This is a genomic window from Pseudoalteromonas sp. SA25, from assembly GCF_011378705.1.
Lineage (GTDB): Bacteria > Pseudomonadota > Gammaproteobacteria > Enterobacterales > Alteromonadaceae > Pseudoalteromonas > Pseudoalteromonas arctica.
On record NZ_WTKV01000010.1, the window covers coordinates 1 to 14,339 of the forward strand.

The 14,339-nt window shown below is 42.3% G+C and carries 13 protein-coding genes; 4 read left to right on the forward strand and 9 right to left on the reverse strand.

Translation table 11 applies throughout. The features are described 5' to 3' along the window. The 9 genes from GQR45_RS09885 to GQR45_RS09925 all read right to left on the reverse strand — a co-directional run. A partial coding sequence (locus GQR45_RS09885) for a transposase (RefSeq protein ID WP_165725786.1) occupies window positions 1–299 on the reverse strand: 299 nt, incomplete at its 3' end. Between the two features lie 210 nt (window positions 300–509). Continuing rightward, window positions 510–1,493, reverse strand: a complete 984-nt coding sequence (locus tag GQR45_RS09890; RefSeq protein WP_165725787.1) for a hypothetical protein — start codon at window positions 1,491–1,493, stop codon at window positions 510–512. A 676-nt stretch (window positions 1,494–2,169) separates the two neighbouring features. Continuing rightward, on the reverse strand, window positions 2,170–2,949 hold the full coding sequence (locus GQR45_RS09895) for an SDR family oxidoreductase (RefSeq protein ID WP_165725788.1): 780 nt from the start codon (window positions 2,947–2,949) through the stop codon (window positions 2,170–2,172). A 9-nt stretch (window positions 2,950–2,958) separates the two neighbouring features. Then, window positions 2,959–3,858 carry a 3-hydroxyisobutyrate dehydrogenase gene (gene mmsB, locus GQR45_RS09900; protein WP_165725789.1) on the reverse strand — a complete coding sequence of 300 codons (900 nt, stop codon included), beginning with the start codon at window positions 3,856–3,858 and terminating at the stop codon, window positions 2,959–2,961. 10 nt (window positions 3,859–3,868) lie between these two features. Then, on the reverse strand, window positions 3,869–5,020 hold the full coding sequence (locus GQR45_RS09905; protein ID WP_165725790.1) for an enoyl-CoA hydratase/isomerase family protein: 1,152 nt from the start codon (window positions 5,018–5,020) through the stop codon (window positions 3,869–3,871). Then, entirely contained in the window at window positions 5,020–5,811 is a 792-nt protein-coding gene (locus tag GQR45_RS09910; protein WP_165725791.1) for an enoyl-CoA hydratase, read from the reverse strand. Before GQR45_RS09910 ends, GQR45_RS09905 begins: the two co-directional genes overlap by 1 nt. Window positions 5,812–5,821: 10 nt before the next feature. Continuing rightward, complete coding sequence (locus tag GQR45_RS09915; RefSeq protein ID WP_010552837.1) at window positions 5,822–6,979, reverse strand: acyl-CoA dehydrogenase family protein; 1,158 nt, start codon at window positions 6,977–6,979, stop codon at window positions 5,822–5,824. Window positions 6,980–7,148: 169 nt separating this feature from the next. Then, window positions 7,149–8,639 carry a CoA-acylating methylmalonate-semialdehyde dehydrogenase gene (locus GQR45_RS09920; RefSeq protein ID WP_165725792.1) on the reverse strand — a complete coding sequence of 497 codons (1,491 nt, stop codon included), beginning with the start codon at window positions 8,637–8,639 and terminating at the stop codon, window positions 7,149–7,151. A gap of 129 nt (window positions 8,640–8,768) precedes the next feature. Continuing rightward, window positions 8,769–9,950 (reverse strand): acetyl-CoA C-acyltransferase, encoded by a 1,182-nt coding sequence (locus GQR45_RS09925; RefSeq protein WP_165725793.1) that lies wholly within the window; start codon window positions 9,948–9,950, stop codon window positions 8,769–8,771. A 330-nt stretch (window positions 9,951–10,280) separates the two neighbouring features. On the opposite strand from GQR45_RS09925, the gene GQR45_RS09930 reads away from it, so the two are divergent. From GQR45_RS09930 to GQR45_RS09945, 4 genes are read left to right on the forward strand one after another with little or no spacing between them, the layout of a single operon-like run. Next, complete coding sequence (locus GQR45_RS09930) at window positions 10,281–10,715, forward strand: MerR family DNA-binding transcriptional regulator (protein ID WP_024592405.1); 435 nt, start codon at window positions 10,281–10,283, stop codon at window positions 10,713–10,715. Between the two features lie 46 nt (window positions 10,716–10,761). Then, complete coding sequence (locus GQR45_RS09935; protein ID WP_165725794.1) at window positions 10,762–11,937, forward strand: isovaleryl-CoA dehydrogenase; 1,176 nt, start codon at window positions 10,762–10,764, stop codon at window positions 11,935–11,937. Window positions 11,938–11,947: 10 nt separating this feature from the next. Beyond that, complete coding sequence (locus tag GQR45_RS09940) at window positions 11,948–13,555, forward strand: carboxyl transferase domain-containing protein (protein ID WP_024590170.1); 1,608 nt, start codon at window positions 11,948–11,950, stop codon at window positions 13,553–13,555. A gap of 12 nt (window positions 13,556–13,567) precedes the next feature. After that, window positions 13,568–14,338, forward strand: a complete 771-nt coding sequence (locus GQR45_RS09945; RefSeq protein ID WP_165725795.1) for an enoyl-CoA hydratase/isomerase family protein — start codon at window positions 13,568–13,570, stop codon at window positions 14,336–14,338. The last annotated feature ends 1 nt before the right edge of the window (window position 14,339 follow it).

A 14,339-nucleotide genomic window follows, 5' to 3' on the forward strand; every position in this document is an offset into this window, starting at 1 on the left:
TGGATATCTCCCGACACACTCATAAATAAAATGTTCGTCTCACACGCTTTAGCAATTCGACGGTTACTGATCAAACCATGTGCATAGCCCAGTAAAATAATCTTTAGCATTACCGAAGGTGGATACGCCGCCGCGCCCGTTTTGTCATTGTTGTACCACGCGTCAAACCCCGATAAATCGAGTTTATTTTCGACAATATAACAAAGGGCATACTCAAAAGTGCCAGGCAGAATTTGCTCAGCGAAATTGATAGGAATGAATTTATTTTGACAGGATAAGTCAGGCTTGTAGTTAGCCATAACAGTTTACCGTGGGTGAATAATATCTATTAGATCACAGCGAACAGATGGATTCAAGGTTAAAAAGCAACCAACCAAGAATAGTTGGATACGTTCCTAAAAAGAGTAATTCTACAGCCTCAACGCCTCGTTAAGAGGCAAAAAATTGTTGGCTAAAATAAGCGACGAAGGAGCAAAAGCCAACTGTTTTTTGTCCTTTTAAACGACTTGTTAAACGGCGACTTCCCCTATGCGAAAACAATCCGAAATAGTTAAATCACCCTTAAGTTTTATTCTTTTGCACATGTGATTTGGCATATCATCATTAAATGGTTCTATATGAAAAAGCTCATTTACACACCAAGTTTCAGCGTCTAAATTTGTAGACATAATCGGATGCCCCATTGTTACATCTTTGCCATTATTATTTAGCACCACCCAACCAGTAACATGCAAATTGCCAAATGACTCGATATGCTCTACTTCATTCCCATCTGCATCGACAAATTTTGTGTTATGGGAAATTGACTCTTTCTCTGTACTTATTTGTGTATAGCCAAGTTTATGACCTTTAAAATCAAAAGTAGCGTTATGCAACAAGAGAAGTGTACAAAGAGTAATTTTATCTGATTGCTTTAGAAATAAATCTTTATCTATTAGAAGTTTATTTGAAACGATGACACTTACAAGCTCAGTTATCAATTCCTCTTGTGTAAATGCCACATCAGAAACTAGAAACCCCATAATATGTTGAATAGCTTCTAATGTTTGTTGAGATAACTTGCCATCTTTTAAAGTGGCTGTTTTATTTTTTTTATCATCTTTGAAAGCGTTTTCAATACGACTCTTTAATCTTTGCTGGCTAACATTGAATTTTTCTTTAAGCACTGATTCTTTAAATTTATTTACCTGAAGAACCATTAACTTCTTAATCCAAAGAGGAAAAGGTGAAGATATATCTAATGATTTCTTAGGGGAATTATACTCTAGGAAATATTTCATTCTTAAGTACATTGTTTCTAATGATTGGTTTGCTAACCCACGATCTCTTTGATCATTGTGAGCAACAAAGTCAGCAATTTCACGGAAAACTGGCATCTTGTTTGAATAAGCTCTCATTCGCATAAACAAGCTATCTATGTCATTTTCATCAAATTGACCCTTCTCAATTTTAAGAATCAACTTTTGAGCTTTACTTTTTTCGATACCCTTCACGATGCGAGATGCTCCTTGCCGTTTAACAATTTTGTCTACGACATTTGTCGTTTTATAAACCGAAAAATGTCCATATATTACAGTGCATTTATCTTAACCATCAAATAAACACCTGTAAACAATTAGTTAACTGGAAATTATTTTTAATCAATGCACAAATATACCGAAATGGTGGAGATCAGTAATATTGGACAAAACAACAGGTACTGTATATATACAGTTAACTTTTACTAGAGATTGATATCATGAAATCACCTTTTTTAACTATGATATCCGAACAAATGTATCTAAAGCGTTATTCTAAAAGTACTATTAAAGCGTATTTATACTGGATAGCTTCGTTTATTTGATTTAATTCTATGAGGCACCCAACAACGATGGGAGATAATGAGGTCGAACTTTTTTTAGCTTTTTTAAACTCGTTTAGTCAACCAACAAAATGTTGCTCCTAACACTCAAACACAAGCCTTAAATGCGTTGAGCTTTTTTATTTAAAGAAGTGATTAAAAAGCCACTCTCATTAGGTTTTATTAAGAGCAAATGAGCAACTAATTTCACAACAAAATGCCGACGCCGTTATCAGCCCTTTTTCAAGATTATAAATCTCCCCGATTAAAAAAAAAAAGCACAGCCCACAAGCGCCATGCTTTTTGAATCAACCTTAATCCAGCTTACTTTACAAACGAATGCCGCCGTCTATTTCAACCACGCGGCCGGTAAAAAAGTCGTTTTCGATTATGTATTGTGCAGTATGCGCAATTTCGTCGCTTTCGCCTAAGCGCCCTACTGGCGTTACTGCGAGCATACGTTGTTTGGCTTCGGGCTTCATGGCGTCGGTCATGGCGGTACTTATTACACCTGGTGCAATAGCGCCTACACGTATACCAAAACGACCTAGTTCTTTAGCCCATGTGGTGGTAAGTGCCACTACGCCTGCTTTTGATGCTGCGTAATTTGTTTGGCCTATGTTACCTGCTCGCGCTACGCTCGACATATTAACTATAACGCCGCCTTTACCAGATTCAATCATGTGGCTTGCAGCTTCCCGCCCTGCTAAAAACACACCGGTCAGGTTTACATCAATAACTGATTGAAATTGCTCAAGAGACATTTTTTTAATGACTTTGCCGTCTTTAGCCTTTATAAACATGCCGTCGCGTAAAATACCGGCGTTGTTTATAAGCACACCAATGTGGCCAAAATCGCTGTTAATGGTATTAAATACGTTTTCTACTTCGCTCTCATTTGTTACGTTTGCGGCATAACCTTTAATATTGCTGGTTACACCTTCAAGCTGCATTAATTGCATAAGTTGCTCGCATGCGGTGTTTAATAAGTCTTGTGCCATATCTATTAAAGCAATGTTGGCACCCATAAGTGCAAATTTTTGCGCCATTGCAAAGCCTAAACCTTGTGCGCCTCCGGTTATTACTACCGTGTTATTTTTAATTTCCACGCGTTGCTCCTACTTAGAAAACAGTTTAAAAATGGCACTAAAGTCATCACTACCCGCACCTTGGTGCTGTAGCATAGTGTATAAATTTTTAGCCATTGAACCCATTGGGGTTGATGAATTACTTTGCTGCGCGGCTTCCATGGCAAGGCCTAAATCTTTAGCCATTAAATCAACCATAAAGCCTGGTTTGTAATCGTTACTAGCAGGGACTGTATCCATTACACCTGGGCAAGGGTTGTAAAGTTCAAGCGTCCAGTTACGGCCAGAACTTGCGGTCATTATGTCGCTAAGTACTTTAGGATCGAGGCCGTTATTAATACCCATTTGCAGTGCTTCGCTGGTGCCTGCCATTAAAATGCTAAGTAGCATGTTATTACATATTTTTGCTACTTGCCCTGCGCCAATATCGCCAGCATGAAATATGTTTTTACCCATATCACTCAGCACTGTATGTGCTTTATCAAACGCGGCTTTTTCGCCGCCTACAATAAAAGCAAGTGTGCCTGCGGTTGCGCCTGCAACACCGCCCGATACCGGTGCATCTACAAAGCTTATGCCTTGTTTGCCAAGTGCACTGCCTACAGTGCGTGCTGATTCTGCATCTATTGTTGAGCAATCAATTACTAATGTATTATTGCTTAGCACGTTAATTAAACCGCTGCCGTCGTTATTTCCTAAATACAGCGATTTAACATGCTTGCCTGCAGGTAACATACTAATAAGTACGTCAGCATTGGTTGCGCACTGCTTTGCATCAACTACTGCTTTTGCGCCTTTGCTTGCAAGTTGATTTACGACCGACTGGTTTAAATCGAACACACTCACAGTATGTCCAGCTTTAATTAAGTTAGCCGCCATTGGGCCGCCCATATTACCTAAGCCGATAAAACCAATATTGAGTTTAGTCATCGTCTTTCCTTTATTTGTGTGTTGGCGTGTCTAAGCCATTGAGTGGGTGGTTTTCGCCAAAGCGATTAGCAAAAAAACTGTCTACTATTGTTTGTGGGACATCACTAAGTGTTTTGTACTGCCAATTAGGCGCGCCGTCTTTATCTATTAATAACGCCCTTACGCCTTCTTGAAACTCACCTACTTCGCCAGCGCGCACCGACATACCCAGCTCCATTTTAAAACACGCTAATAAGCTTTTGCCTTTACTTGTTTTTAATTGCTCACTAACGAGTGCGCAGCTTAGTGGGCATCCGTGTTTAAGTGACTTTTGAGCGCGTTGTAGCCATTTATCGTCAGTGGTTAGCCCTAAAATATAATCTACCTGCTCCTGCAAAGTTGTAAACTCACCCAGCTTTTGAATCGTTTTTAGGTTAGCTTTTACATTGCCTTTTGGCATACGCGCAGATTGGTTGTCTAAATCGGTTAATAACTTAGTTAAACGCTCATGATTTAAGCTTGCGGTTTTGCCCCATTTAGCTGCTAAAATTTGCGCAAGCATGCCATCATATTTGTTGCTATCGATAAAGTGATCGGCAAGCGATACAAAACGCGCGTCGTCGCAGTTAATTGATGCTGACGTTAGCCCTAAAAATAACCCGACGTTTTGTGGCATTTTATGTAAAAAGTAACTGCCGCCTACATCTGGGTATAAACCTATGGTTTGCTCTGGCATGGCAATGCGAGATGTTTCGGTTACAACGCGGTGGCTAGCACCGGCCATTAGCCCTAAACCGCCGCCCATCACTATGCCGTTACCCCAAACAAGGATTGGTTTATCAAAGGTATGAATAAGGTAATCAAGCTTGTACTCAAATGTAAAAAACTCTTCAACTAAACTTGTTGGTTTACCTTGCGCCATCGCATGATGAAGGCTTACAACATCGCCGCCTGCACAAAATGCTTTATCGCCTGCGCCTTTTAACAAAACCATTGCAATAGCTTCATTGTCTTGCCAAGCTCGCAATTGCGGCTCAAGTAATTTGATCATCTCAAAATTAAGCGCATTTAACGCTTTTGGCGCGTTAAGTGTAATAAGCCCTATTAAACTGCCATTTTCTGCGGCTGCAGTTTCAAATACTACGGGCTCATCAGCGCTATTCAATACTGTTAAAGCACTCATTAGCCGTTTACCCAGTTAGCGCGGCGTTTTTCTAAAAAGGCGTTTACGCCTTCTTGTTGATCCTCGGTATCAAATAAACCAACAAATAACTCGCGCTCAAGAGGCAATACACTTGCCATTGGTTGATGGCGCCCTTTTTGAATCAATGTTTTACATGCTGCAACTGAGGTGGGGCTTTGATCGGCCACTTGGTTGGCCAGTTTTAATGCTGCCGCAAAGCTTTCACCCTGTAGTACTACTTCTTCTACTAAGCCGATTTGCAGGGCTTTATCAGCTTTTAAGCGCTCGCCGCATAAAATCATGCGCTTTGCCCAGCCTTCGCCTACAAGCCATGCTAAATTTTGTGTACCACCCGCACAGGGTAATAACCCAACTTTAGCTTCAGGGAGCGCCATTTGTGCTTGCTCTTCCGCTATACGTATATCGCACGCAAGCGCGACTTCTAGCCCGCCGCCCATTGCATAGCCGTTTATGGCTGCAACCGACACGCCTCTAAAATTACTAAGCGCTTCAAATGCTTCACCAAATACACGCGACATATCGGCGGCTACGCCTTTATCGCCACCAGCAAATACGTTTAGGTCGGCACCAGCGCTAAAAAACTTCTCGCCTTCACCAGTCAGTACTAATGCATAAATATTTTTATTATTATTAAGCTCATTAACGGTATTTTTTAAATCAACTAAGGTGTCTTTTGTCCAGGTATTTGCTGGCGGATTAGACATCGTTAAAATAGCAACATGACCTTCGGTTGTAAGTTCAATACTCGGATTAGATTTTGATTCTGACATACATTGCTCCTTATAAAACGTCGCTTGCAGACTCAGCTAAAATTCGGCGCGCAATAATTACACGCATAATTTCGTTAGTGCCTTCTAAAATTTGATGAACGCGTACATCACGTACATGGCGCTCAAGCGGGTATTCTTTTATGTAACCGTAACCACCATGAATTTGCAGTGCGTCGTTACACACGGTAAAGCCAACATCGGTAGCAAAACGTTTAGCCATGGCGCAGTAAGTGGTTTTTTCAACGTCGTTATTATCAAGTTTAAACGCAGCAAGCCTAACCATTTGGCGCGCAGCTACAAGCTCGGTGTTCATATCGGCAATTTTAAATTGCAATGCTTGAAACGCAGCCAATGGTTTACCAAATTGTGTACGTTCTTTTAAATATTCACGGGCGGTATTGAGCGCCGCTTGCGCTGTACCAATTGAACATGTGGCAATGTTAATTCGGCCGCCATCAAGGCCTTGCATCGCAAATTTAAAGCCTTCTCCCTCTGCCCCTAATAAGTTATGCGCCGGAATGCGTACATCTTCAAAGCTAATTAGGCGTGTAGGTTGTGCGTTCCAACCCATTTTTTCTTCTGCTTTGCCGTATTCAACGCCTTTTGCGTCGGCAGGCACTACAAATGCCGAAATACCCGCAGCGCCTTCGCCGCCTGTACGTGCCATTACCACTAATACTTCGGTTTCGCCCGCGCCCGATATAAACATTTTTGAGCCGTTAATAACGTACTCATCACCTTCAAGTACGGCTTTTGTTTTAAGTGATGCGGCGTCTGAACCCGACCCTGGCTCTGTTAAACAGTAAGAGGCAAGTAACTCGCCCATTACTAATTGCTCTACGTATTTGTCTTTAACGGCATCGGTACCAAAACTTGCTACCATCCAGGTAGCCATATTATGAATGGTTAACATGGCCGTTGTTGCGGTACAACCCATAGCAAGCTGCTCAAAAATAATACTCGAATCTAAACGAGATAAACCAAGGCCGCCTGCTTCCTCTGGCGTGTATAAACCACAAAAACCAAGCTCGCCCGCAGCTTTAATCGTGTCTTTAGGAAAGATATGTTCGCGATCCCATTTTGCGGCATAGGGCGCAAGTTCTGACTCGGCAAATTGGCGTGCTGTTTGAGCAAAGGCTTGTTGATCTTCAGATAAGTTAAAGTCCATGTTAGACCTCTTTAATTGTGTAAGTTATGTTAGTTGTGTTGTTAGTGTTTCCCGTCACGGGAGTAGTTTGTGACGAGCGGCGAAGGCTTATGTGTGTTGTGTGTGAAGTAGCCTTCGCGCCCATCTTTATTATTAATTATTCTTTTATTTACTCATTTTTTAATTACGATTATTTTAAGTTAATACTCATGTTTGGACCCGACGCAATGTCGTCTTCAAACCAACGTGATGTAATCGTTTTAGTTTCTGTGTAAAAGCGAATACCTTGTTTACCGTACGTGTGCGTATCGCCGTAAAACGAGCCTTTCCAACCAGTGAACGAAAAGAATGGAAGTGGCACCGGAATTGGTACATTAATACCGACTTGGCCCACTTCAATTTCGTGTTGGAATTTACGAGCCACTGCGCCGCTTGACGTAAATAACGAGGTGCCGTTACCGTAAGGGCTGTCGTTAATAAGTGCGATTGCTTCATCAAGCGTGTCTACAAACATACACGCCAGTACAGGACCAAATATTTCTTCTTTATATAAATCCATCTCTTTGGTTACATCGGTAAATAACGTTGGGCCAACCCAGTTACCTTGCTCATACCCTTCAACCGTAAAGTCAGAACCATCAATTAAACAAGTAGCGCCTTGCTCTTTACCACCGGCAATGAGTGATAAAATACGTGCTTTTGCTGCTTTTGATGTTTGTGGACCGTATGCTGCATTTGCATCATCCCACACGCCTGGGCGTACATTTTCAAAGCCTGCTTTAATTTCATCTACCCACTGACTTGCTTGACCTACAAATACAGCAACCGAAATACCCATACAACGCTGACCAGCAGCACCTACCGATGCGCCTACTAGGTTGTTTACGACATGCGATTTACTTGCATCTGGCATAATAACCATGTGGTTTTTAGCGCCAACACACGCTTGCACGCGTTTAAGATTTTGTGTGCCTTTAGAATAAATATAAGCACCTACACCACACGAGCCAACAAACGAAATTGCACGCACTGCTTTATCTTCTAGTAACCGGTCTACTTGTGGTTTTGTACCGTGAACAACTTGTAATACGCCTTTTGGTGCGCCGGCTTCAATAAATAGCTCTGCTAAACGCATTGGTGTAAGTGGATCTTGCTCAGACGGTTTTAAAATAAAGGTGTTACCACACACAATAGCCAGCGGGAACATCCAAAGTGGGATCATTGCAGGGAAGTTAAACGGAGTAACGCCGGCACATACGCCAAGTGGCTGCATGTAAGAATACGTATCGATTTTACGCGCTACGTTTTCCATTGTTTCACCCATCATTAATGATGGCGCGTTAGCTGCTTGTTCTACTACTTCAATACCACGCCAAACATCGCCTTTTGCATCTTCAAATGTTTTACCCAATTCGTGGCAAATAATGGTAGCAAGCTCATCGTGATGTTCTTTTAATAGCGCAGCGTACTTCATCATAATGCGAGCACGTTCAGTAATGGGTACGTCTTTCCATGTTTTAAACGTCTCAGAGGCTGAGGCAATTGCCGCGTCCATTTCTGACTCGGTGGTACATGGCACTTGTGCAAGTACTTCTTGAGTTGCTGGGTTTATAACATCGATAAACTCTTTAGACGCTGATTGAATAAATTCGCCATTAATAAGTAGTGGTACTTGGTGCATGATTAAATCCTAGTGTGTGAGTTGTGTGTTCTCTTTCAAAATTGGTAGCGCCGCTTTGTTAGTATTATGAGTGCAGCGCCTTTATAGTTATTCGTTAAAGTATTCGTCTAGCTATTCATGTAACCCTAATTAGTAAGCTTCTACGGCCATAGCAACCGCTTCACCGCCACCAATACATAAAGACGCAATGCCTTTTTTGAGGCCTCGGTTTTTAAGGGCATGAATAAGCGTTACTAAAATACGCGCGCCGCTTGCACCAATTGGGTGACCCAATGCACATGCACCGCCGTTAACGTTTACTTTGCTTTCATCAAGTTTTAACTCGTTAATAGCAAGCATGGTTACCATGGCAAATGCTTCGTTAATTTCCCAAAGGTCAACATCGTTTACAGCCCAACCCGCTTTTCCAAGCACGCTGCTTATTGCACCTACTGGTGCTACTGTAAATTCACTTGGTTTTTGAGAATGCGTGCTGTGCGCCACAATTTTACAAAGTGGTGTTAAGCCTTGCTCTTTTGCTTTTGATTCGCTCATTAATATAAGCGCCGCGCCACCGTCTGAAATTGACGATGAATTAGCGGCTGTAATAGTGCCGTCTTTTTTAAAGGCTGCACGCAGACTTGGAATTTTTTCTGGGCGGGCGTTACCTGGTTGCTCGTCAATCGAAACTGTTACATCGCCTTTGCGTGTTTGCATCGTATGCGGGGCAACTTCGTTATCAAAACTGCCATTTTGTATTGCTGCTTTTGCTTTACTTAATGAGCCTAATGCAAATGCATCCATTTGCTCGCGACCAATGCCGTACTCGTCGGCGGTGTCTTGTGCAAAACAACCCATTGCTTTGTTGTCGTAAGCATCTTCAAGGCCGTCGCTCATCATGTGATCTTTTATTTCGCCGTGACCCATTCGCATACCGCCACGTGCTTTTGGAATAAAGTACGGTGCGTTTGTCATGCTTTCCATGCCACCGGCAATGGCAGATTGGATAGAGCCTGCTTTAATTAAATCGTTTGCAAGCATGGCGGCTTTTAAACCAGAGCCACATACTTTGTTAATTGTTGTAGCGCCAGTGCTAAGTGCAAGGCCTGCTTTTAACATTGCTTGGCGTGCGGGCGCTTGCCCAAGCCCTGCTGGTAATACACAGCCCATAATTACTTCATCTATTGCATCATTAGCTAAACCAGTTTGTGCAAGTGCACTGGCAATGGCGGTAGCGCCAAGCTCGGTAGACTGCGCATCACTTAACGCTCCCATAAAACCACCCATTGGGGTGCGTTTTGCTGCTACAATTACCACTGATTCTAAAGTCATAACTAACTCCGTTGTAATTTAATGCAAATAATTGTTAGTATATTTGCTCTATTAATTTAGTATTCATTTATTATTTAATACCTACACACAATACTAACGTTTACGCCAACGTCAACTAAAAACAGCTTAATTTTTAGTTTTATAAGTGTAAGCATTATTTTCCAGCTGTTAGGCCACACTGAGGAAATAAAATTAACCTACTGAAAATTAATAAAATAAGTTAACTCTTCGCGCCAACACTCCTTTATAAATAGTTTCAAAACACACCAAGCTTTACCTTTACGTAAACTTCACTTATATTGGAGTTATTCGAATGAGGTAAATACAATTATGAAACCAGATAATCAAACAAACTTTGCAAGCTCAGCCAAAATGCCGGCTAGTAATGAACAAACATTTAGCATTAGCGAACTCGCTAAAGAATTTGACATTACAACCCGCTCTATTCGCTTTTACGAAGATCAAGGGTTAATAACGCCTGATCGTAATGGTCAAACACGTATTTATTCAAAACGCGACAAAGTGCGTTTAAAACTAATATTACGTGGTAAACGATTGGGCTTTACGCTTGCTGAAACAGGCCGTTTGTTTGAACTGTACGACGCTGATAAGTCGAGTGCTAAGCAGCTGGTTACCATGCTTGATTTAATAGCCGATAAAAAGTCTGACCTATCTCAACAAATGGACGACATTAAAGTTGTTCTTATGGAGTTGGTGACGGCCGAGCGCCGCTGCAGAGATACGCTTAATAAAATAGACGAGTAGCCTATTTTAAGAATAACAACACACTGACGACACACAGGAATGAATCATGAGCACTATTTCACTATATAAAGAAATGAACTTTGGCCTTGGCGAAACCGCCGATATGATCCGCGACCACGTAAACAGTTTTGCGAGTCAGGAAATTGCCCCTCTTGCTGAAAAAACTGACTTAGATAACGCTTTCCCAAATCAACTTTGGGCTCAAATGGGCGAAATGGGCGTACTAGGTATGACCGTATCTGAAGAACTTGGCGGCGCCGGTTTAGGTTACTTAGAACATGTTATTGCTATGGAAGAGATTAGCCGTGCCAGTGCCTCTATAGGTTTAAGCTATGGAGCACATTCAAATCTGTGTGTTAATCAAATTAACCGTAACGGTACACAAGCTCAAAAAGAAAAATACTTACCAAAGCTTATTAGTGGTGAGCACATTGGTGCCCTTGCAATGAGCGAGCCTAATGCGGGCTCTGACGTTGTATCGATGAAACTTAAAGCTGAAAAAAAAGGCGATAAGTACATTTTAAACGGCAACAAAATGTGGATCACCAATGGCCCCGACGCACACACACTCGTTATTTACGCTAAAACAGATTTAAACGCCGGCGCTAAAGGTATTACCGCGTTTATTGTTGAGAGCAACTTTCCTGGTTTTTCTACGGCGCAAAAACTCGACAAACTGGGCATGCGTGGCTCAAACACCTGTGAGCTAGTATTTGAAAACTGTGAAGTACCCGAGGAAAACATTTTAGGTAACTTAAACGAAGGCGTTAAAGTACTTATGAGTGGCCTTGATTACGAACGCGTAGTGCTTGCAGCAGGCCCGCTTGGCATAATGCAAGCGTGTATGGATATAGTAGTACCGTACATTCATGAGCGTAAACAGTTTGACACTCCTATTGGTCAATTTCAGTTAATTCAGGGCAAAGTAGCCGACATGTATACACAAATGAATGCTGCGCGCTCATATGTGTATACGGTAGCTCGCTGTTGTGACCGTGGTGAAACAACCCGTAAAGATGCTGCCGGTGCCATTTTATATGCCGCAGAGCTTGCGACTAAGATGGCGCTTGATGCGATTCAAATTTTAGGCGGAAATGGCTACATAAACGAATACGCAACAGGCCGCCTGCTTCGTGATGCTAAATTATACGAAATTGGTGCAGGTACATCAGAAATACGCCGCATGCTTATTGGCCGCGAACTTTTCACTGAAAGCCGTTAAGGATTAAACCATGACGATTTTAAAATCGAGCGTTAATCCTCACGATCCAACGTTTGTTCAAAACCATAAAAACATGTCGGCGCTGGTGGATGATTTACGCAGTAAAGTAGCAACAATTAGCCAAGGCGGAGGCGCTGCATTAAAGGAGCGCCACGAAGGCCGTGGTAAATTATTTGTACGCGACCGTATAAGTACGTTAATTGACGAAGGCTCACCGTTTTTAGAAATATCGCAATTTGCTGCCTTTGGTGTGTACGAACAAGCAATACCGTGCGCCGGTGTTGTAGCCGGTATAGGCCGTGTTAAAGGCATTGAATGCATGATTATTGCAAACGATGCCACAGTTAAAGGCGGTACGTATTTTCCGCTTACCGTTAAAAAGCATTTACGCGCACAAGACATCGCAGAGCGCTGCCACTTACCGTGTATTTATCTTGTTGATTCGGGCGGTGCTAACTTGCCTGAGCAAGACGATGTATTTCCGGACAAGTTGCATTTTGGTCGTATTTTTTACAATCAAGCCCGTATGTCGGGTAAAGGAATTCCACAAATTGCCGTGGTAATGGGGTTATGTACCGCAGGTGGTGCGTACGTACCTGCTATGGCCGATGAAAGCATTATTGTAAAAGATCAAGGCACTATATTTTTAGCAGGTCCGCCGCTTGTAAAAGCAGCAACAGGCGAAGAAGTAACAGCCGAAGAACTAGGCGGTGCCGATGTGCACTGTAAAGTGTCGGGTGTTGCCGATCACTACGCTGAAAACGATGCTCATGCGCTTTCTATTGCGCGCCAATGTATAGAACGTATTAACTTCACACGTCCGACCGCCCCTCTTCTAGAGGATGTAAAACCACCTCGTTATGATATTAACGAGCTTTACGGCATTGTAGGCACCGATCTTAAAAAGCCGTTTGATGTACGCGAAGTAATAGCGCGCACTGTAGATGACTCATCATTTGATGAATTTAAACGCTATTTTGGTGAAACGTTAGTCACCGGTTTTGCCAGTATTTATGGCAATCCTGTTGGCATAGTGGCTAATAACGGTATTTTATTTAGTGAGTCGGCGCAAAAAGGCGCGCACTTTATTCAGCTGTGTGCTCAGCGCAATATTCCTTTAGTGTTTTTACAAAATATTACCGGCTTTATGGTGGGTAAAAAATACGAAGCCGAAGGCATTGCAAAGCACGGCGCTAAAATGGTGATGGCGGTTTCGTGTGCTGATGTGCCTAAATTTACAGTACTTATTGGCGGCTCTTACGGCGCAGGTAACTACGGAATGTGTGGCCGTGCATTTGAACCAACCATGATGTGGATGTGGCCTAATGCCCGTATTTCGGTAATGGGCGGCGAGCAAGCAGCGGGTGTAATGGCCCAAGTTAAACAAGATGGTTTAGCACGCAAAGGTCAAAGCATGAGCGAGCAAGAAATCAGTGACTTTAAAAAGCCAATTATTGACCAGTACGAAGAGCAAGGTCATCCGTATTACGCCAGCGCACGCTTGTGGGATGACGGTATTATAGACCCTGCTGACACGCGTAATGTATTAGGTCTTGCGTTAACAGCTGCGAATAACGCACCAAAACGTGATTCGAAATTTGGCGTATTTAGAATGTAACCGGAGCGCAAAATGTCAGTAACACTACAAATAACAAAATCTAATGTGGCTGTACTTGTGTTAAGTCGCCCAGAAAAAAGAAACGCATTTAACAGCGAAGTAATACATGAGCTGATCCAGTGTATTGAACATGCAAATACGCTTGATATTCGTGCCCTGGTTTTAAAAACAGAGGGTAAACACTTTTCAGCAGGTGCCGATTTAGCCTGGATGAAGTCGATGGCGGATAACAGCTACGCAGATAACTTGGCTGATTCAATGCAATTAGCTAAGTTAATGCAGGTATTGGCAAGCTCGCCCCATCCTACAATTTGCGCTGTGCAAGGTGCTGCTTTTGGTGGTGCTCTGGGCTTAATAGCCTGTTGCGATATAGCCCTTAGTAAAGACGATGCGCAATTTTGTTTAAGCGAAGTAAAGCTGGGTCTTATTCCTGCTGTTATTAGCCCGTATGTAATTAAAGCCATTGGTGAGCGCGCTGCTCGCAGATACTTTTTAACGGCTGAAGTGTTTGATGCACACACTGCTAAACAACTTGGTTTAATTCATCAAGTAACCGGTAATTTAGACTGTGCCCTCGATAATATGTTGCAAACACTGATTGATAACGGACCTATTGCAGTAAAAGCCGCAAAAGCATTAATTAACGATGTAGCAAATAAAGAAATTACCGATGAACTCATTGAGCTTACTGCTGAGCGTATTGCAAAAATTCGCGTATCTGAAGAAGGTCAAGAAGGGCTAAGTGCCTTTTTTGATAAACGCCCACCACAATGGCAACTGTAGG